This is a genomic window from Citrobacter sp. Igbk 14 (assembly GCF_028069825.1).
In the GTDB taxonomy this organism is placed as follows: domain Bacteria; phylum Pseudomonadota; class Gammaproteobacteria; order Enterobacterales; family Enterobacteriaceae; genus Citrobacter.
On the sequence record NZ_JANEWM010000054.1, the window covers coordinates 12,674 to 31,970 of the forward strand.

The window sequence follows — 19,297 nt, forward strand, 5'->3', positions numbered from 1 at the left end:
TATTAACCCTTTCTTTTCATCTGGTTATTTCTTAACCCCTTAGTTTTAGTAGGGGCGCGTATTGCTTGCGATCGCAACAGCGTTTCGAATATTATGCTCTCGTTATAATAATAATTCTCGTTTACGTTATCATTCACTTTCATCAGAGAAATACCAATGGCGCGTCTTAAAACTGCTCAGCCAAACTCCTCACTGCGCAAAATTGCAGTCGTGGTAGCCACAGCGGTTAGCGGCATGTCTGTGTATGCACAGGCGGCGGTTCAACCGAAAGAAGAAACAATCACCGTAACCGCAGCACCTGCCGCACAAGAAAGCGCATGGGGACCTTCGCCGACGATTGCCGCGAAGCGTTCCGCCACTGCCACCAAAACCGATACGCCTATCGAAAAGACCCCGCAGTCTGTTTCGGTTGTGACGCGTGAAGAGATGGATACCAAGCAACCGGCTACAGTAAAAGAAGCCATTGCTTATACACCCGGTGTTTTTGCTACCCGTGGTAGCTCTTCCACCTATGATGTAGTGACGATTCGTGGTTTTACCTCTCCAACCACGGTCAACACCAACCAGTATCTTGATGGCATGAAACTTCAGGGTAATAACTACTCTGAAGTATCTATGGACCCGTATTTTCTGGAACGCGTAGAAGTGATGCGCGGGCCGACTTCAGTGCTGTACGGCAACAGCAACCCTGGCGGCATCGTCAGTATGGTGAGCAAACGTCCGACAACAGAACCCCTGAAAGAAGTGCAGTTTAAAATGGGGACGAACAACCTCTGGCAAACTGGTTTCGATTTTAGCGATGCTATTGATGATGACGGCGTGTGGTCATACCGTTTAACGGGGTTGGGTAATAGCCAGAACTCTCAGCAGGAGATGTCAAAATCAACGCGCTACGCAGTTGCACCTGCGTTTAGCTGGCGCCCTGATGATAAAACAGATTTCACCTTCCTGAGTAATTTCCAGAACGATCCGTACGCGGGTTATTATGGCTGGTTGCCGCGTGAAGGTACGCTTGTTCCGTATTACGATGCAAATGGTAATCCGCACAAGCTGCCGACTGATTTCAATGAAGGTGAAGCGGATAACAAGATGGCTCGCCGCCAGCAGATGGTTGGCTACAACTTCTCGCATGCCTTTAACGACACCTTCACCGTGCGCCAGAACCTGCGTTATGACAAGGTGAAAACGCTCTACCGTTCTGTATATGGTTTTGGCTATAGTCAGCCTGGTGAGATTATCCGTAAATACGTTCGTTCTGATGAAGATCTCAATGCATTTACCGTTGATACCCAGCTCCAGTCTGCTTTTGCCACCGGTGATGTTGCACATACTCTGCTGACCGGTGTTGATTACTCGCGTATGCGTAACGATGTCAATGCGCTGTATGGCGATGCTGATCCATTAAATATGCAGAACCCTCAGTACGGTAACCCGAATATTGATGTCAGCGGACCGTATGCTAAGTACGCCGTGTTAAACCGTATGGAACAGACCGGACTTTACGCCCAGGACCAGATGGAATGGGATAAGTGGGTGCTGACGTTGGGCGGCCGCTATGATTTTGCAACCACCTCCACGTTGACCCGCTCCAGTAATTCACTGGCCGAAGTGAACGATCAGCAGTTTACCTGGCGTGGTGGTGTTAACTATCTGTTTGACAATGGTATTTCTCCGTACTTCAGCTACAGCGAATCGTTTGAACCGACATCCGGTTCAACGAAAGAAGGCAAACCGTTCGATCCGTCGCGTGGTAAGCAGTACGAAGCCGGTGTGAAGTATGTTCCGAAGGATATGCCAGTTGTACTGACGGCGGCTGTGTACCAGCTGACGAAAGATAAAAACCTGACGGCGGACCCGAACGATCCTACGGGTCTGTACAGCGTCCAGACTGGGGAGATTCGTTCACGCGGCATTGAACTGGAAGCAAAAGCAGCCGTAAATGCCAATATTAACGTTACGGCGGCTTACAGCTACACGGATGCGGAATATACCGAAGACACTATCTTTAAAGGTCAACGACCGGCGGAAGTACCACGTAATCAGGCTTCGTTATGGACCGATTACACGTTCTATGAATCAGCACTGAGTGGTTTGACCATTGGGGCTGGCGTGCGTTATACCGGTTCAACGGTGAGTTACTACAAAAACGATACTGCTGCAGGGAAGAAAAACGATTCGTTTAATGTGGGCGGTTATACCGTTGCTGATGCCATGGTGAAATACGATCTGGCCCGTTTCGGTATGGCGGGTTCGTCCGTTGCCGTAAACGTCAACAACCTGTTTAATCGTGAATATGTTTCCAGTTGCTATAGCGAATACGCATGTTACTGGGGCGCAGAACGTCAGGTCGTTGCAACAGCAACCTTCCGTTTCTAATTTCTCTTTGGGCACGCTTTGCGTGCCCGTTTTACAAGTTGGCCACTATGCAGGAAAACAGATCCCATCCCGACACGACGTTTGCGTTGAAGAATGTCTCCTTCCGTGTGCCTGGCCGCACGCTTTTGCATCCTCTCTCGTTAACCTTTCCCGTGGGTAAAGTGACGGGGCTTATCGGCCACAACGGCTCCGGTAAATCGACCTTATTGAAAATGCTGGGACGCCATCAGCCGCCGTCAGAAGGTGAAATCCTTCTTGATGAGCAGCCGCTGGAGAGCTGGAGCAGCAAAGCGTTTGCCCGTAAGGTTGCCTATTTACCCCAGCAGTTACCGCAGGCCGAAGGGATGACGGTACGTGAGCTGGTAGCGATTGGGCGTTATCCCTGGCATGGGGCGTTGGGACGCTTTGGTGTGGCTGACAGGGAGAAAGTGGAAGAGGCAATTACGCTTGTTGGGCTTAAACCTCTGGCGCATCGCCTGGTGGATAGCTTGTCTGGCGGCGAGCGTCAGCGTGCGTGGATCGCCATGCTGGTGGCACAAGACAGCCGTTGCCTGCTGCTGGACGAACCAACCTCGGCGCTGGATATCGCGCATCAGGTTGATGTTCTGGCGCTGGTACATCGCTTGAGCCAACAACGTGGATTGACGGTGGTTGCCGTACTGCATGATATCAACATGGCAGCCCGCTACTGTGACTACCTGGTCGCGCTGCGCGGTGGGGAAATGATTGCAGAGGGAACACCTGCGGAACTGATGCGTAGTGAAACCCTGGAACTGATTTACGGTATCCCGATGGGCATTTTGCCGCATCCGGCCGGTGCCGCACCCGTGAGTTTTGTCTATTAATGATTGGATTACCTCATCTTTCCCGTCGACGACTGCTAACGGCAATGGCGCTATCTCCGCTACTGTGGCAAATGAATACAGCCCGCGCGGCGGCGGTTGATCCACAGCGTATAGTGGCGCTGGAATGGCTGCCTGTTGAGTTGCTATTGGCGCTGGGTGTTGCACCTTACGGCGTCGCGGATGTTCCAAACTACAAACTGTGGGTCAACGAACCCGCGTTGCCGGACTCCGTCATTGATGTCGGATTACGTACTGAACCAAACCTCGAACTGCTGACTGAAATGAAACCCTCATTTATGGTCTGGTCGGCTGGCTACGGTCCTGCACCTGAGAAGCTTGCACGTATTGCGCCGGGTCGCGGCTTTAACTTCAGTGATGGCAAAAAGCCGCTGGCGATTGCGCGTCAGTCGTTGCAAGAACTGGCGCAGTTGCTGAATCTGCAGACCGCTGCCGAACGTCATCTGTCGCAGTACGAACACCTGATTGCCAGCCTGAAACCGCGCTTTGTTCAGCGAGGCTCCCGGCCATTATTGCTGATGACCCTGCTCGATCCTCGCCATATGCTGGTATTTGGGCCTAACTGCTTGTTCCAGGAAGTGCTGAATGAGTACGGGATCCGCAATGCCTGGCAGGGTGAAACCAACTTTTGGGGCAGCACTGCGGTAGGGATTGACAGGCTTGCCGCCTACAAAGATGTTGATGTGCTGTGCTTCGATCACGGTAACAACAAGGATATGCAGGCACTGATGTCCACACCGTTGTGGCAGGCGATGCCATTTGTTCGCGCCGGACGTTTTCAACGTGTTCCCGCCGTCTGGTTCTATGGTGCAACGCTATCGGCGATGCATTTTGCGCGCATTCTGGATAATGCGCTGGGGGGCAAAGCGTGAGTAAACGTATTGCGCTGTTCCCAACTCTTCTGCTAGCGGTTCTGTTTGTTGCTGCATGCTGGCTGACCTGGTTTAACTTTTCCGCTGCTCTGCCGCGTAGCCAGTGGCAACAGGCTATCTGGTCACCGGATATCGATGTTATTGAGCAGATGGTATTCCATTTTAGCCTGCTACCGAGGCTGGCGATTTCGCTATTAGTTGGCGCTGGGCTGGGGTTGGTCGGTGTGCTGTTTCAGCAGGTATTGCGTAACCCGCTGGCAGAGCCGACTACGCTGGGTGTTGCCACCGGGGCACAACTGGGCATCACGGTGACTACGCTGTGGGCTATTCCTGGCGCATTGACGACACAATTTGCGGCGCTGGCAGGGGCTTGCATTGTTGGGGCGCTGGTGTTTGGCGTTGCCTGGGGCAAACGGCTTTCTCCTGTGACGTTGATCCTCGCGGGCCTGGTGGTCAGCCTGTATTGTGGCGCGATTAATCAATTGATGGTGATTTTCCATCACGACCAGCTGCAAAGCATGTTTTTGTGGAGCAGCGGCACGCTAACGCAAACTGACTGGAGCGGGGTGCAAAGGCTGTGGCCGCAACTGCTAGGTGGCGTGATGTTGACGCTGCTGCTATTACGCCCAATGACGCTGATGGGACTGGATGACGGCGTGGCGCGCAATCTCGGACTGGCGCTGTCGCTGGCGCGCCTGGCGGCGTTAACGCTGGCGATTGTGCTCAGTGCTTTGCTGGTCAACGCCGTCGGAATTATCGGTTTTGTGGGACTGTTTTCGCCGCTGTTGGCGAAAATGCTCGGCGCGCGGCGTTTGCTGGCGCGTCTGCTGCTGGCTCCGTTGATTGGCGCACTGATCCTTTGGCTCTCCGATCAAATTATTTTGTGGCTCACTCGCATCTGGATGGAAGTCTCTACGGGATCGGTGACGGCGCTGATTGGCGCACCGCTGCTGCTGTGGCTGCTGCCGCGTCTGAAGAGCATAAGTGCGCCGGATATGAATGCCAGCAACCGTGTCGTCGCTGAGCGTCAGCACGTGCTGATGTTTGCGCTGGCTGGGGGCGCAATATTGTTGCTGACGGTTGTGGTTGCGCTGTCATTGGGTCGCGATGCCCACGGCTGGAGCTGGGCCAGTGGCGCCATGCTGGATGAACTGATGCCCTGGCGCTGGCCGCGCATCCTGGCTGCACTGGTAGCTGGTGTAATGCTGGCTGTGGCGGGCTGTATTATTCAGCGTTTGACCGGTAATCCGATGGCCAGCCCGGAAGTGCTGGGTATTAGCTCCGGTGCGGCCTTCGGCGTAGTACTCATGCTGTTTCTGGTGCCTGGAAATGCGTTTGGCTGGTTGCTGCCGGCGGGGAGTCTCGGTGCGGCGGTGACGCTGTTAATCATTATGATTGCCGCCGGGCGTGGAGGTTTCTCTCCGCACAGGATGCTGTTGGCGGGGATGGCGCTCAGTACGGCATTCACAATGTTGCTGATGATGCTGCAGGCAAGCGGCGATCCGCGCATGGCGGGCATTCTGACCTGGATGTCCGGCTCGACCTATAACGCTTCCAACGAACAGGTTTTACGTACCGGCATTGTGATGATCATTCTGCTGGCGATAACGCCGTTGTGCCGCCGCTGGTTGACGATTCTACCGTTAGGGGGGGACACTGCACGGGCTGTCGGTATGGCATTAACACCGTCGCGTGTTGGCTTACTGATGTTGGCTGCGGGTCTGACCGCTACGGCAACCATGACAATCGGTCCGTTGAGCTTTGTGGGGCTGATGGCGCCGCATATCGCACGGATGTTAGGTTTTCGGCGTACGATGCCGCATATGGTGATATCCGCGCTGGCGGGGGGCGTGCTGCTGGTGTTTGCCGACTGGTGCGGGCGTATGGTGCTGTTTCCGTATCAGATCCCGGCGGGACTGCTGTCGACGTTTATTGGCGCGCCGTACTTTATCTATCTGCTGAGAAAGCAGAGCCGCTGAGGCTGACCCCTTTCATGTAGGCCGGATAAGACGCTTTGCGTCGACATCCGGCAATAAAAAAGCCGGGTGGCGGCTTCGCCTTACCCGGCCTACATTTCTGCACGTTCTCTTTTTTACAATTTCGCAAACACCCGACGCGCGGCGTCGATGGTGTTATTGATATCGTCTTCGCTGTGCGCGACAGACATAAAGCCTGCTTCAAAGGCGGACGGTGCCAGGTAAACGCCTTCATCCAGCATCATATGGAAGAAGCGCTTAAAGCGTTCAACGTCGCAGGACATCACGTCCTGATAGCAGGTTACGGTTTCTGCATCAGTGAAGAAAATCCCGAACATCCCGCCGACATGGTTAACCACCAGTGGAATATTTGCTTCCTGAGCGGCTTCTAGCATACCTTCTGCCAGACGTGTCGTCAGTTCGTTCAGCGTCTCATGAATCCCTGGCTGGGCGACTTCATTCAGACAGGCGAATCCTGCCGCCATCGCAATTGGATTTCCGGACAGCGTACCCGCCTGGTAAACCGGTCCGGTTGGGGCCAGGGCATCCATCACATCACGACGGCCACCAAATGCGCCAACAGGCATGCCGCCACCGATGATTTTACCCAGGCAGGTCAGATCCGGTACTACGCCGTAATAATCCTGCGCACCCGCCAGTGCGACGCGGAAACCGGTCATGACTTCATCGATGATCAACAGTGCGCCAAACTCATCGCACAGCGCACGCAGACCCGGCAGGAATTCCGGCAGTGGCGGGATGCAGTTCATGTTGCCCGCTACTGGTTCAACGATAATACAGGCGATTTCCTGCGGATACTGTTCGAATGCCGCACGTACTGAGGCAAGATCGTTATAGGTGCAGGTCAGGGTATGTTTCGCGAAATCTGCCGGAACCCCCGGGGAGTTAGGCTGGCCCAGCGTCAATGCGCCGGAACCGGCTTTGACCAGCAGGCAGTCAGCATGACCGTGGTAGCAGCCTTCAAATTTGATGATCTTATCGCGACCGGTAAAACCGCGCGCCAGACGGATCGCGCTCATCGTCGCTTCGGTACCGGAGTTCACCATACGTACCATATCCATGGTTGGCACGAGCTCAGTGACCAGCGCCGCCATTTTTACTTCCATCTCGGTCGGTGCGCCGAAGCTTAAACCGCGCTCTGCCGCTTCAATCACGGCATTGCGAATTGCCGGGTGGTTATGACCCAGCACCATCGGCCCCCAGGAGCCGACATAATCGATATAGGCTTTACCATCGACATCATACAGATATGCGCCGTCCGCTTTTTCAATAAACAGCGGAGTACCACCCACGCCAGTAAAGGCGCGAACTGGGGAGTTAACGCCGCCGGGGATAAGTTCGCGTGCTGCGCTGTAGAGGTTTTCAGACTTACTCATGGATGGGGTCCTGGTTCGTAGAAAAAGTAAATGCCCGCTATTCTAGTTATTCAGAGAAGGTTATGAAAGTTTTGCGTATTTGAAACAATACGATTTGCAGGGGATTTTCGTGAAATGTGCGAGTAGAATGCCGATTCCGTATTTGTATTACCAATTAATGATCATCTGATGAAGACTGACACTCCCTCTTTTGAAGCACAACAAATTGTGCGTTTACGCCGCAGGGATCAAATCCGTCGACTCCTGGAACGAGACAAAACGCCGTTGGCGATCCTCTTTATGGCCGCCGTGGTGGGTACCGTGACGGGACTTGTGGGCGTGGCCTTTGAGAAAGCGGTGACCTGGGTGCAGAATCAGCGCATCGGCGCGCTGGCTCAGGTTGCGGACCATGCCATTCTGCTGTGGCCGCTGGCGTTTATTCTTTCTGCACTGTTGGCGATGGTGGGTTATTTTCTGGTGCGTAAATTTGCCCCGGAAGCAGGTGGTTCGGGGATCCCTGAGATTGAAGGCGCATTGGAAGAATTGCGACCTGTGCGCTGGTGGCGTGTGCTGCCGGTAAAATTTATCGGTGGTATGGGGACGCTGGGTGCCGGGATGGTGCTCGGCCGGGAAGGGCCAACGGTGCAAATTGGTGGCAATATCGGGCGCATGGTGCTGGATATTTTCCGCATGCGTAGCGCCGAAGCGCGACACACCTTACTGGCAACCGGTGCGGCTGCGGGTCTGTCGGCCGCGTTTAATGCGCCTTTGGCCGGCATTCTGTTCATTATTGAAGAGATGCGACCACAGTTTCGTTATAACCTCGTGTCGATCAAAGCCGTATTTACCGGCGTGATTATGTCGAGCATTGTGTTTCGTATTTTCAACGGCGAGGCCCCGATTATTGAGGTCGGGAAACTCTCCAATGCGCCGGTTAATACGCTGTGGTTGTACCTCATCCTTGGGATTATTTTTGGTTGCGTCGGGCCGTTGTTCAATACCATGGTGTTGCGTACCCAGGATATGTTTCAGCGCTTCCACGGCGGTGAAATTAAAAAATGGGTGCTGATGGGTGGCGTGATCGGCGGTCTGTGCGGGATCCTCGGTTTGATTCAACCTGAAGCGGCAGGCGGTGGATTTAATCTGATCCCGATTGCTGCTGCGGGCAATTTCAGTGTGGGTCTTCTGCTGTTTATCTTTATCGCCAGGGTCATCACCACGCTGCTGTGCTTCTCATCCGGCGCGCCTGGTGGGATATTTGCCCCGATGCTGGCATTAGGCACATTGCTGGGAACGGCATTTGGCATGGCTGCAGCGGCTTCTTTTCCGCAGTATCATCTGGAGGCGGGGACGTTTGCTATTGCCGGGATGGGGGCATTGCTGGCCGCTTCAGTGCGTGCGCCGTTAACGGGCATTGTGCTGGTGCTGGAAATGACGGATAACTATCAGCTCATTTTGCCAATGATTATTACCTGTCTTGGCGCAACACTATTAGCCCAGTTTATGGGTGGAAAACCGCTATACTCGACTATCCTTGCCCGCACACTGGCAAAACAGGAAGCGGAGCAGGCGGCAAAAAGCCAGAGTACCGCCACGGGCGAGAATACTTGAACGAAATACCAGGGTATTAGATAATGGCCTCAACCATTGGGTTATAATTTGCCCAATTGCCAATGTCGTTTGGAGCAAAATATGAGTGATGACGTAGCGCTGCCACTGCAATTTACTGAAGCAGCAGCCAATAAAGTAAAAAGCCTGATCGCAGATGAAGATAACCCAAATCTGAAATTACGCGTGTATATCACCGGCGGTGGTTGCAGCGGTTTCCAGTACGGTTTTACCTTTGATGATCAGGTAAACGATGGTGATATGACCATTGAGAAGCAAGGTGTTGGTCTGGTGGTTGATCCGATGAGCCTGCAGTATCTGGTAGGCGGTGCGGTTGATTACACCGAAGGTCTGGAAGGTTCTCGCTTTGTTGTGACTAACCCGAACGCCAAAAGCACCTGCGGGTGTGGTTCCTCTTTCAGCATCTGATTGCTGTCTGTAATACCGATGGTCTGATGGTGTAGGCCCGGTAAGCGTAGCGTCACCGGGCAATGTGCCGGATGGCGGCGTAAACGCCTTATCCGGCCTACATGTTCTGCATCGTCACATCAACGCCCGTTATCATCCAGCGCAAACGTCGGCAATTTCAAATGCCAACGAATGGCGGCAAGCCGAATCAGCAGGGTAACGACCATCCCCATCATACTGGCGTTTTCCAGCGACACATTGAAGGTATAAAACGCGGTGGCGTGGACGATGCCGCCAATGATGCATGCTGTAGCGTAGATTTCGGTGCGCAAAATCATCGGCACTTCACGTGCTAACACATCGCGAATAATTCCACCGCCAACACCGGTAATGACCCCCATACAAATTGCTACCAGTGGTCCGGTTCCTGCGAGAAATGCTTTATTCACACCAATACCCACGAACACCGCCAGACCTACGGCATCCAGCACCGGAAGGATCCATTTCGGTAAGCGTCTTGGCTGACGTACCAGCACGATCGTCAACATACTGGTGATCATCGCCACCACCAGATCGGTGGGATCTTTAACCCAGAATACGGGGCCGTGATCCAGTGCCATATCACGGATCGTACCGCCACCGACGGCGGTTACCACGCCTAAGACCAGAACGCCGAAGGGGTCCATACGCAGTTTTCCGGCAAGTAATACGCCAGAGATAGCAAATACCGCGGTACCGACAATATCCAGCCAATAGACGAGCATCTTTAAATCCTCACAACAAACCTGGTGGGGGCAGGCGCTAATTTACTTGTGAAAGCGCATTACAGAGTTGTTTTGCGGCGAGGATAATACGCGGGCTCGCGCGTTCAAACCAGTCACTATCAAGAGTAATAATCGGTATTTTTAGCTGATTTCCCCAGTATTGCTCAATTTTAAGAATTTCGCCCGAACCGCCGGTAGCAACAATTGCCTGAGGGGCTCTTGCCAGAACCTGTTCGCGGCTGACCTGCGGCCATGGAACCCGGCTGCCGGAAAAGATGTTTTCTCCACCACATACCTCAAGAACCTGGTTTTGAATGGAACCTTTTCCACTGGTAAACAGAGGATTTGCGCCAAACTGGAGAAACACACGTTTTTTCGGTTTGTTGGCATACTGAGACTTTAGTAAAGCATACTCATCAAGCAAGGTTTGCGCTGCTTGCTTTGCCTGTTCAGGCTTGGGGCTCCATGGCGCAAGTTGACGCAATGTATTAGCGACCTGCTCGATGGTGACGGCATCGACCCAGATGACCTTAATTCCCAGGGCGGTCAGTTGATTAACCTGCCGCTCGGCATTCCCTCCACGCCAGGCAATAACCAAATCGGGTTTGAGCGCCACGATACGTTCCAGATTCATGCCTTGCCAGGTTGAGACCTCTTCAATATTTTTGGCCTCGGGCGGGAAGTTTGAATAGCTGCTGACGCCAACGGGGGTAATACCGGCGGCAAAGGCCAGTTCAGTGTTGGCTGGGGAAAGCGAAATAACGCGCGGCGCGGCGTAAAGCCACGCCGGAAGAGTGAAAAGCAGGGCGACCAGCGCCCTGGAGATGAAGTTAGCCATGCGCCAGTTTCTGCACCAGCGTTTCAACCATCAGGCTTGACTGTTTCGCGGCAACAACCAGGAACTCGTCAAAGCTGAGATGGGACTGCTGATCGGCAACGTCAGAGATAGCGCGAACGACAACAAACGGCACGTTAAAGTTGTGGCACACGTGCGCAATTGCGGTTGCTTCCATCTCAACGGCAATCGCCTGTGGGAAGTTATGCTTAATTTTTGCCAGGCCAACGGAGCCGTTAATGAAGGCATCGCCGCTGACGATCAGTCCGCGGACGGCGTTCAGATTGAGTTCGGCAATGCAGGATTCCGCTGCAGCAATCAGTGCCGGGTCGGCTTTAAAACCAGCCGGGCAGCCCGGTAGCTGGCCAAATTCATAGCCGAATGCGGTGACGTCAGCATCGTGATAGCGCGCTTCGTCAGAAACCACGATATCACCCACTTTCAGCGTAGAGGCCAGGCCACCCGCTGAACCGGTATTAATGATGGCATCTGGCTTGCAGTGTTCAAGCAGCAGCGTAGCGCCCAGCGCCGCAGCCACTTTACCGATGCCTGATTTCAGTAGCGCAACCTCAGTACCGTTCAGTTGGCCGGTGTAAATTTCACAACCGCCAAGAGCAATTGTCTGACGGTTTTCGATTTTGTCACGCAGCAGCGTAACTTCTTCTTCCATTGCACCAATGATGCCGATTTTCATAGATTTACTCGCGATAAGCCAGATTTGAGGGCATAGTCTATCATGCGCTTAAGGGGTAGCGCATTTCTCAGGCGGGAGAGGACATGGCACAGATCGATTTCCGAAAAAAAATAAACTGGCATCGTCGTTACCGTTCGCCGCAGGGCGTGAAATCTGAGCATGAGATCCTGCGCATTTTCGAAAGCGACCGTGGACGTATTATCAATTCTCCGGCTATTCGCCGACTGCAGCAAAAAACCCAGGTCTTTCCGTTGGAGCGTAATGCGGCGGTGCGTACGCGCCTGACGCACTCGATGGAAGTTCAGCAGGTAGGGCGTTATATCGCCAAAGAGATCCTCAGTCGACTGAAAGAGCAAAAATTGTTGGAGCAGTACGGCCTGGATGAGTTGACCGGTCCCTTTGAAAGCATCGTCGAAATGTCCTGCCTGATGCATGACATCGGCAATCCGCCGTTTGGTCACTTTGGCGAGGCAGCAATTAATGACTGGTTTCGCCAGCGACTCTATCCGGCTGATGCTGAAAGCCAGCCCTTAAGCGACGATCGCTGCCAGGTGCCTGCGTTACGTTTGCGTGAAGGTGAAGAGTCGCTCAATGATATTCGCCGCAAGGTACGTCAGGACCTGTGCCATTTTGAAGGCAATGCGCAGGGCATTCGGCTGGTGCATACCCTGATGCGTATGAACCTGACCTGGTCGCAGGTGGGGGGGATTTTAAAATATACGCGCCCGGCATGGTGGCGTGGAGGTACGCCGGCGACGCATAACTATTTAATGAAGAAACCGGGATATTACCTTTCTGAGGAACCGTATATTGAGCGGTTACGTAAAGAATTATCCTTAGCACCTTACAGTCGCTTTCCATTAACTTGGATTATGGAAGCAGCGGACGATATCTCTTATTGTGTGGCTGACCTGGAGGATGCTGTTGAGAAAAGAATCTTCAGCGTTGAGCAGCTTTATCACCATCTGTATGAGGCGTGGGGGCATCATGAAAAAGGTTCCCTGTTTAGCCAGGTTGTTGAGAACGCCTGGGAGAAATCTCGCTCAAATACATTAAGTCGCAGTACGGAAGATCAGTTCTTTATGTATTTACGCGTTAACACGCTGAATAAACTGGTACCGTACGCCGCTCAGCGTTTTATTGATAATTTACCGCAAATTTTTGAGGGGAGTTTTAACCACGCTTTATTAGAAGATGCCAGTAGCTTCAGTCAGTTGCTTGGGGTTTATAAAAATGTAGCGGTAAAACATGTGTTTAGCCATCCAGATGTGGAGCAACTGGAATTGCAAGGCTATCGGGTTATCAGTGGGCTTCTGGAAATCTACCAGCCACTGTTAAAAATGTCATTATCCGACTTTAGCGAGCTGGTTGAACACGAAAGATTAAAACAGTTCCCTATCGAATCTCGATTATTTCAAAAGTTGTCTACCCGCCATCGTCTTGCTTATGTTGAGGCGGTCAGTAAAATATTGCCGGGTAGTGCCGAGTTCCCGGTTATGGAATATTATTACCGCTGCCGTTTAATTCAGGATTATATCAGCGGGATGACTGACTTGTATGCCTGGGATGAATATAGACGGCTGATGGCGGTAGAACAATAAATACTCATTTGTAAAGACGGACAATAAAATTTTACTTTTTCCTTAAACTTCATTCTGGAACTTAGCGCTATAAAACGACTCTGAGGTATACAGCAATTTTGCGTGACCTGTTAATCGAGAACGAAACACATGAAAAAAACCACATTAGCAATGAGTGCACTGGCTCTGAGTTTAGGTTTGGCGTTGTCCCCCCTGTCTGCAACGGCGGCTGAGACAGCGTCTTCAGTAACAACTGCCCAACAGATGCCAAGCCTGGCCCCGATGCTCGAAAAAGTGATGCCATCGGTGGTGAGTATTAATGTCGAGGGGAGCACGACGGTCAATACGCCGCGTATGCCGCGTAATTTCCAGCAGTTCTTCGGTGATAACTCTCCGTTCTGCCAGGACGGTTCTCCGTTCCAGAGCTCACCGTTCTGTCAGGGTGGCGCTCCGGGTGCTGACAACGGCGGCGGACAGCAGCAGAAATTTATGGCGCTGGGGTCTGGCGTCATCATTGATGCCGCGAAAGGATATGTTGTGACCAACAACCACGTGGTCGATAACGCCACGGTGATCAAGGTTCAACTGAGCGATGGTCGTAAGTTTGACGCGAAGATCGTCGGAAAAGATCCGCGCTCTGATATCGCACTGATCCAAATCCAGGACCCGAAAAATCTGACGGCAATTAAGCTAGCAGATTCTGATGCGCTGCGCGTGGGTGATTACACTGTAGCGATTGGTAACCCGTTTGGCCTTGGTGAAACGGTGACTTCAGGTATCGTTTCCGCACTGGGGCGTAGTGGCCTGAATGCCGAAAACTACGAGAACTTTATCCAGACGGATGCGGCGATCAACCGCGGTAACTCTGGTGGTGCGTTGGTTAACCTGAATGGTGAGTTGATCGGGATTAACACCGCGATCCTCGCGCCGGACGGTGGCAACATCGGTATCGGTTTTGCTATCCCAAGCAACATGGTGAAAAACCTGACTTCGCAGATGGTTGAGTTCGGCCAGGTTAAACGCGGTGAGCTGGGTATTATGGGGACTGAGCTGAGCTCTGAGCTGGCGAAAGCGATGAAAGTTGATGCCCAGCGTGGGGCATTCGTCAGTCAGGTTATGCCGAACTCTTCTGCAGCGAAAGCCGGTATCAAAGCGGGTGACGTGATTACATCACTGAACGGTAAACCCATCAGCAGCTTCGCTGCCCTGCGTGCGCAGGTCGGCACCATGCCAGTGGGTAGCAAAATTAACCTTGGCCTGCTGCGAGACGGTAAGCCGGTAACGGTGAACCTGGAACTGCAGCAGAGCAGCCAGACTCAGGTTGATTCCAGCTCTATCTTCAAAGGCATTGAAGGTGCGGATATGAGCAACAAAGGCCAGGACAAAGGTGTCGTGGTAAGCGATGTGAAACCGAATTCGCCGGCGGCACAGATTGGCCTGAAGAAAGGGGATGTCATCATTGGTGCTAACCAGCAACCGGTGAAAAACATCGCGGAACTGCGCAAAATTCTCGACAGTAAACCAGCTGTTCTGGCGCTGAACATTCAGCGTGGTGACAGCTCTATCTATCTGTTGATGCAGTAATCCCTCTGAACCCCTTCCCATATCAGGGAAGGGGTTTCTTTTTGTGATACCTACCACAACTCCATACTTCTTTCTTCTGCTTTGTGCATTTGCACAATGTCGCGGCCTGTTTTCTTCCCTATGCTTGAGCACTGCTCACAGGAGGGCTTTATGGCTGGCTGGCATCTCGATACCAAAATGGCGCAGGATATCGTGGCGCGCACGATGCGCATCATTGATACCAATATCAACGTAATGGATGCCCGTGGGCGGATCATTGGCAGTGGCGATCGCGAACGTATTGGTGAATTGCACGAAGGTGCGCTGCTGGTGCTCTCACAGGGCCGGGTCGTCGATATTGATGATGCGGTAGCACGACATCTGCACGGCGTGCGACAGGGAATAAACCTGCCGCTGCGGCTTGAAGGCGAAATTGTTGGCGTTATTGGTTTAACCGGCGAGCCGGAGCATTTGCGTAAGTATGGTGAACTGGTGTGTATGACCGCCGAAATGATGCTGGAGCAGTCGCGTTTGATGCATCTGCTCGCTCAGGACAGTCGTCTGCGCGAAGAACTGGTGATGAACCTGATTCAGGCTGAAGAGAACACCCCGGCGCTGGTGGAATGGGCGCAGCGCCTAGGAATAGATCTGAACCAACCACGTGTGGTAGCAGTGGTGGAGGTCGACAGTGGTCAGCTTGGTGTAGACAGCGCCATGGCTGAACTACAGCAATTACAAAATGCGTTGACGACACCAGAGCGAAATAACCTGATTGCGATTGTTTCACTGACTGAGATGGTCGTTCTGAAACCCGCGCTGAATCAGTTTGGCCGCTGGGATGCAGAAGATCATCGCAAGCGTGTTGAACAGCTGATCGCCCGTATGAAAGAGAACGGACAGCTACGCTTTCGCGTATCGCTGGGTAACTATTTTACCGGGCCGGGCAGCATTGCCCGCTCGTATCGCACCGCGCGTACGACCATGATGGTTGGTAAGCAGCGCATGCCGGAAAGCCGCAGCTATTTTTACCAGGATTTGATGCTGCCCGTGCTGTTAGACAGCCTGCGTGGCGGTTGGCAGGCTAATGAGTTGGCCCGTCCGTTGGTACGACTGAAAGCGATGGATAACAACGGCTTGCTGCGCCGGACATTAGCGGCATGGTTTCGGCATAACGTTCAGCCGCTGGCGACCTCAAAGGCATTGTTTATTCATCGTAATACGCTGGAGTATCGCCTGAATCGTATTTCAGAACTGACCGGGCTGGATTTGGGGAATTTTGACGACAGACTGCTACTGTATGTGGCGTTGCAGCTGGATGAGCAGCATTGAGACATTAAACCACCTCACAGCGAGGTGGTTTTGAGCTACGGGTTACTCTTCAGAAATTAAAAGCAGTCCTTTTTCAATAACCTGATAAACTACTTTTTTCTTTTGGGGATACTTTTGCTCGGTCTCGGTGTTGAGAATAACCGAGCGTTTATATGCTTCTGCATGATAAACCTCAATAGTATATCCTTTTTCCAGTGTCATAGTGTTCGTGTATTTCTCCAGCAGGACTTTACTTTGTATTTCCTGATGATAAACGAGAAAACCATTGTTATCGATAATGTTGACCTCTGCATAGAGATCTTCGCCATATATGCTGTGTGGCGTGGTGGCCTCTGTTGAGTAAACAACCTGGTTATTCACCAGATCCATATCAATACTGGCAAACTGTACATCGTAATATCCCAGTAGCTTCCAGAGAAATTTATTACCTCGTATTGTCGCCTTCGGATCACTGGAAGTCGGGTGTTGGTAATCTTGTAGCCCTGAACTAATGACTTCCCATGTATTATCCTGTGCAAGTTGAAAATCTGTATTTTGCATAACGTTTGAAGCTACGCATCTGAATGGTTCATAATGAAGGATGTCGATAACATAGCCATTGCGTAATGGAATGTTTTCTGTTGTAGTCGGATATCGGATTGAGCCATCATAATTTCGGTTGTACATTTCAATCCCATTTTCATTCCACACACGTATCCATGCGTAGGTTTCCGGATAATAATTGTGTGGTATTACTGATTTAGTATTTACCGTCATCAAGTAATTACTGTTATCGATAGTAACTTCGGAAAATTCGGCGTCACCCAATCCGCGTAATTCAAGATGAATAATACTCCCTGTCAGGATGTCGGGTTCACTATTATCTAATGGGATGACATCTGCATATTCAAGCAATAATAAATCACGCTCCTCGCCAGTGAATTTGTTAATCATTAGCCAGATACTGATTTTTTCTGCGCTTTCTGGTAGAGTATAAATAAGTGACTCAACGCGTAGCTTTTCTGCTGACTCAGCAATAATAGAACGGAGATCCTCATCCGGGTCATTGTTTAGTGCGGTATTAAATAATCCTGTTTTATCAATCCTGAAGTTATTGATTTTTTCATTGTGCACAACCAGATCAAGATAATTTGGTAGGCTATATAAACGCTTCCCACATTCGGCATGATAAACCTCGATGAGATACCCATCTTCAAAAGGAATTTCATCATAGGTAATTGGACAATTTTGTCCTGGCATATCACGATTGAAAATTTCCTCGCCAGTCGCTGAGAAAATGGTGACGCTCGCATAAATGTCACTGCCATAGTAAGAATGTGGCGCGGAACTGGTGACATTTAGTTGGATTGTTTTGCTCTCATTCTCAACAGTGAGGGTTGCAAACTTTGCATCGCCAAGCCCCAGGAAAATAAGTTCTTCGTTACGACCGCTGGTGTCATTTAGTGGGGTATAATTAATCGTTACATTATTTTCGCCTTCACGTACCACAAACCAGTTTTGATCAGTAGTATATTTTTGAGATTTTCCTTTTGGCAGAATAAGTTGATAAACCCCAATGGGTAAATATTGCTGTTCTAATGTAGTATTAGTAATTCTGACCGTAATATCATTGCCACAATGATCAATTATTTTGAGATCACGTCCATAAATTTGAGCTAAATTATCAATGATGATATCAAAGGTAACATTGCCTTTTTTGTTTAAGACAGACAACTCTGCATTATCAACCAACCAAACAGACGTTTGTAGCCCCATTGCTTGCTGCGCGTTGTCCCATTCCGCTTCAGGCAGGAGATCAAAGAGTGGATAAACCGGTTTGGTTTCCAGAGTCTGAATACGTTCTCGGGTGATATCATCAAGTTCAACACCACACAAATCAATATAGGGGGTCATATCATATCCTGCGGCAGAGGCGCTTGCCTCTGCAAGCATATCCAGGATGTGATGATCTGATGCGGAGAAATTTTCGCTGTTTGCCAATGCCCGGTAACTATCATTAAATAGCACAAAATTTTTCATCGAGGATTTGAATTGCATTAGCATCAATAATAATAATCTTTGATGTGGATTCCACTGATTCACCGGTGTTTGGTTATAGATATTATTTCGGAAATTATCCTCAGTGTAACCTCTGTTTCCATCGTTATATAACCATCCATCGGTATACAGTTCATTTTTATTGCCCAACATAACTTGCTGAAACCATGCACCATATATATTATTCCAAACCTCTCCAGCGGAGAAGCGAGAGTCATTCATAAAATTGCCCTGATATCCATGGGCAATTTCATGCAGCACAGTCCATTGGTTTTCAACATTATCAATCCAGCCTTGCGCGATGGTTGATGAGGTCTCTGCACACCAGTAGGTGTTGAAATAGGCGGAACCCACACCGTTTTTATCTGCCTTAATGAAATACTTATTGGCAATGTTCTGATTGAGAGAATTTACTGGCGTAAAACTAAGTCCGGCTAAATCATTATAGAATGCAAAAATTTTTTCATAATAGTCCAATAGTCCGTAAATGCCATTGTCGGTATTTACATTCTGGAGATTATCCATGTCGGCAAAGGGAACTAATAGTTTGGCACTGCCAGTATCGATAAGCGCATAGGGGGCGTTGGTCTCTAACCATGAAGAAAAAAATAAAGCAGAATCACTATTTTTGTCAAAAAAAGGCAATGTCTGGAATTTTTCTGGTGTTTCAAATTCAACGTCGTAATCAGAAACATTTTCCATGTATAGCGTATCAATGAAAGGAACGGTATCAACAGTAGCGCTGATCTCTTGCCATTCAGTTTTCAATGTTAATGTTTTTTCAACAGCAGAGTCATTGCATAATAGACGCAAGGTAGCAGAACCATTACTGATGTCGGGCTGCCTGACGCGAAGGATGGTCTCCGCGGGCAAAATAAAGTCTAATTCCTGACGATCGTGCAGTAACCCTTTATTAAAACCTTCTTTATTAAGCCATGTTGCCTTTTCGAGAGCATAGCATTTCATTAAAAGTATATTGTTCATAGTTGGTTATCTCTTATTTAGTGGTTGAAGAT

General features: G+C 50.8%; 14 protein-coding genes and 1 pseudogene. 10 read left to right on the forward strand and 5 right to left on the reverse strand.

Annotated elements, in window-relative coordinates:
• The first annotated feature begins 156 nt into the window (after positions 1–156).
• The 4 genes from fhuA to fhuB are packed head-to-tail and all read left to right on the forward strand — an operon-like array spanning position 157 to position 6,090.
• Complete coding sequence (gene fhuA / locus NNN64_RS18060; RefSeq protein WP_271442276.1) at positions 157–2,376, forward strand: ferrichrome porin FhuA; 2,220 nt, start codon at positions 157–159, stop codon at positions 2,374–2,376.
• Between the two features lie 47 nt (positions 2,377–2,423).
• Entirely contained in the window at positions 2,424–3,221 is a 798-nt protein-coding gene (gene fhuC, locus NNN64_RS18065) for a Fe3+-hydroxamate ABC transporter ATP-binding protein FhuC (protein ID WP_271442277.1), read from the forward strand.
• Positions 3,221–4,111: a Fe(3+)-hydroxamate ABC transporter substrate-binding protein FhuD gene (gene fhuD / locus NNN64_RS18070; RefSeq protein ID WP_271442278.1), complete on the forward strand. Its 891-nt coding sequence runs from the start codon at positions 3,221–3,223 to the stop codon at positions 4,109–4,111. The genes fhuC and fhuD overlap by 1 nt, the downstream gene beginning before the upstream one ends.
• The gene (gene fhuB / locus NNN64_RS18075; RefSeq protein ID WP_271442279.1) at positions 4,108–6,090 is read left to right on the forward strand and encodes a Fe(3+)-hydroxamate ABC transporter permease FhuB; all 1,983 of its coding nucleotides are present in this window, start codon (positions 4,108–4,110) and stop codon (positions 6,088–6,090) included. The genes fhuD and fhuB overlap by 4 nt, the downstream gene beginning before the upstream one ends.
• Before the next feature lie 113 nt (positions 6,091–6,203).
• Here the strand turns inward: fhuB and hemL are convergent, their stop codons facing one another.
• Positions 6,204–7,484 carry a glutamate-1-semialdehyde 2,1-aminomutase gene (gene hemL, locus NNN64_RS18080; RefSeq protein ID WP_271442280.1) on the reverse strand — a complete coding sequence of 427 codons (1,281 nt, stop codon included), beginning with the start codon at positions 7,482–7,484 and terminating at the stop codon, positions 6,204–6,206.
• A gap of 168 nt (positions 7,485–7,652) precedes the next feature.
• On the opposite strand from hemL, the gene clcA reads away from it, so the two are divergent.
• From clcA to erpA, 3 genes and pseudogenes are all read left to right on the forward strand, one after another.
• Positions 7,653–9,074, forward strand: a complete 1,422-nt coding sequence (gene clcA, locus NNN64_RS18085; protein ID WP_271442281.1) for a H(+)/Cl(-) exchange transporter ClcA — start codon at positions 7,653–7,655, stop codon at positions 9,072–9,074.
• Positions 9,075–9,097: 23 nt separating this feature from the next.
• A pseudogene (gene yadW / locus NNN64_RS18090) lies at positions 9,098–9,163 on the forward strand (small protein YadW).
• Positions 9,156–9,500: an iron-sulfur cluster insertion protein ErpA gene (gene erpA / locus NNN64_RS18095; RefSeq protein WP_003018581.1), complete on the forward strand. Its 345-nt coding sequence runs from the start codon at positions 9,156–9,158 to the stop codon at positions 9,498–9,500. The pseudogene yadW and the gene erpA overlap by 8 nt, the downstream one beginning before the upstream one ends.
• Before the next feature lie 119 nt (positions 9,501–9,619).
• On the opposite strand, the gene NNN64_RS18100 is transcribed toward erpA, so the two are convergent.
• The 3 genes from NNN64_RS18100 to mtnN are packed head-to-tail and all read right to left on the reverse strand — an operon-like array spanning position 9,620 to position 11,772.
• On the reverse strand, positions 9,620–10,243 hold the full coding sequence (locus NNN64_RS18100; protein ID WP_005132135.1) for a TRIC cation channel family protein: 624 nt from the start codon (positions 10,241–10,243) through the stop codon (positions 9,620–9,622).
• Between the two features lie 37 nt (positions 10,244–10,280).
• Positions 10,281–11,081: a vitamin B12 ABC transporter substrate-binding protein BtuF gene (btuF, locus tag NNN64_RS18105; protein ID WP_271442282.1), complete on the reverse strand. Its 801-nt coding sequence runs from the start codon at positions 11,079–11,081 to the stop codon at positions 10,281–10,283.
• The gene (mtnN, locus tag NNN64_RS18110; protein ID WP_137383241.1) at positions 11,074–11,772 is read right to left on the reverse strand and encodes a 5'-methylthioadenosine/S-adenosylhomocysteine nucleosidase; all 699 of its coding nucleotides are present in this window, start codon (positions 11,770–11,772) and stop codon (positions 11,074–11,076) included. Before mtnN ends, btuF begins: the two co-directional genes overlap by 8 nt.
• Before the next feature lie 83 nt (positions 11,773–11,855).
• Between mtnN and dgt the strand changes: the two genes are divergently transcribed.
• The 3 genes from dgt to cdaR all read left to right on the forward strand — a co-directional run bounded on the left by dgt (position 11,856) and on the right by cdaR (position 16,244).
• Positions 11,856–13,373 (forward strand): dGTPase, encoded by a 1,518-nt coding sequence (gene dgt / locus NNN64_RS18115; protein ID WP_271442283.1) that lies wholly within the window; start codon positions 11,856–11,858, stop codon positions 13,371–13,373.
• 129 nt (positions 13,374–13,502) lie between these two features.
• Positions 13,503–14,936 carry a serine endoprotease DegP gene (degP, locus tag NNN64_RS18120; protein WP_271442284.1) on the forward strand — a complete coding sequence of 478 codons (1,434 nt, stop codon included), beginning with the start codon at positions 13,503–13,505 and terminating at the stop codon, positions 14,934–14,936.
• A 150-nt stretch (positions 14,937–15,086) separates the two neighbouring features.
• The gene (cdaR, locus tag NNN64_RS18125; RefSeq protein WP_005132128.1) at positions 15,087–16,244 is read left to right on the forward strand and encodes a DNA-binding transcriptional regulator CdaR; all 1,158 of its coding nucleotides are present in this window, start codon (positions 15,087–15,089) and stop codon (positions 16,242–16,244) included.
• 42 nt (positions 16,245–16,286) lie between these two features.
• Here the strand turns inward: cdaR and NNN64_RS18130 are convergent, their stop codons facing one another.
• Positions 16,287–19,265 carry a putative mucin/carbohydrate-binding domain-containing protein gene (locus NNN64_RS18130; RefSeq protein ID WP_271442285.1) on the reverse strand — a complete coding sequence of 993 codons (2,979 nt, stop codon included), beginning with the start codon at positions 19,263–19,265 and terminating at the stop codon, positions 16,287–16,289.
• Positions 19,266–19,297 lie beyond the last annotated feature (32 nt).

Excerpts from the sequence above, each read along its gene's own strand:
- erpA (WP_003018581.1), top strand. The coding sequence starts at position 9,156 with ATGAGTGATGACGTAGCGCTGCCACTGCAATTTACTGAAGCAGCAGCC.
- clcA (WP_271442281.1), top strand. The coding sequence starts at position 7,653 with ATGAAGACTGACACTCCCTCTTTTGAAGCACAACAAATTGTGCGTTTA.
- cdaR (WP_005132128.1), top strand. The coding sequence starts at position 15,087 with ATGGCTGGCTGGCATCTCGATACCAAAATGGCGCAGGATATCGTGGCG.
- degP (WP_271442284.1), top strand. The coding sequence starts at position 13,503 with ATGAAAAAAACCACATTAGCAATGAGTGCACTGGCTCTGAGTTTAGGT.
- NNN64_RS18100 (WP_005132135.1), bottom strand. The coding sequence starts at position 10,243 with ATGCTCGTCTATTGGCTGGATATTGTCGGTACCGCGGTATTTGCTATC.
- mtnN (WP_137383241.1), bottom strand. The coding sequence starts at position 11,772 with ATGAAAATCGGCATCATTGGTGCAATGGAAGAAGAAGTTACGCTGCTG.
- dgt (WP_271442283.1), top strand. The coding sequence starts at position 11,856 with ATGGCACAGATCGATTTCCGAAAAAAAATAAACTGGCATCGTCGTTAC.
- fhuD (WP_271442278.1), top strand. The coding sequence starts at position 3,221 with ATGATTGGATTACCTCATCTTTCCCGTCGACGACTGCTAACGGCAATG.
- btuF (WP_271442282.1), bottom strand. The coding sequence starts at position 11,081 with ATGGCTAACTTCATCTCCAGGGCGCTGGTCGCCCTGCTTTTCACTCTT.
- fhuC (WP_271442277.1), top strand. The coding sequence starts at position 2,424 with ATGCAGGAAAACAGATCCCATCCCGACACGACGTTTGCGTTGAAGAAT.
- fhuA (WP_271442276.1), top strand. The coding sequence starts at position 157 with ATGGCGCGTCTTAAAACTGCTCAGCCAAACTCCTCACTGCGCAAAATT.
- hemL (WP_271442280.1), bottom strand. The coding sequence starts at position 7,484 with ATGAGTAAGTCTGAAAACCTCTACAGCGCAGCACGCGAACTTATCCCC.
- NNN64_RS18130 (WP_271442285.1), bottom strand. The coding sequence starts at position 19,265 with ATGAACAATATACTTTTAATGAAATGCTATGCTCTCGAAAAGGCAACA.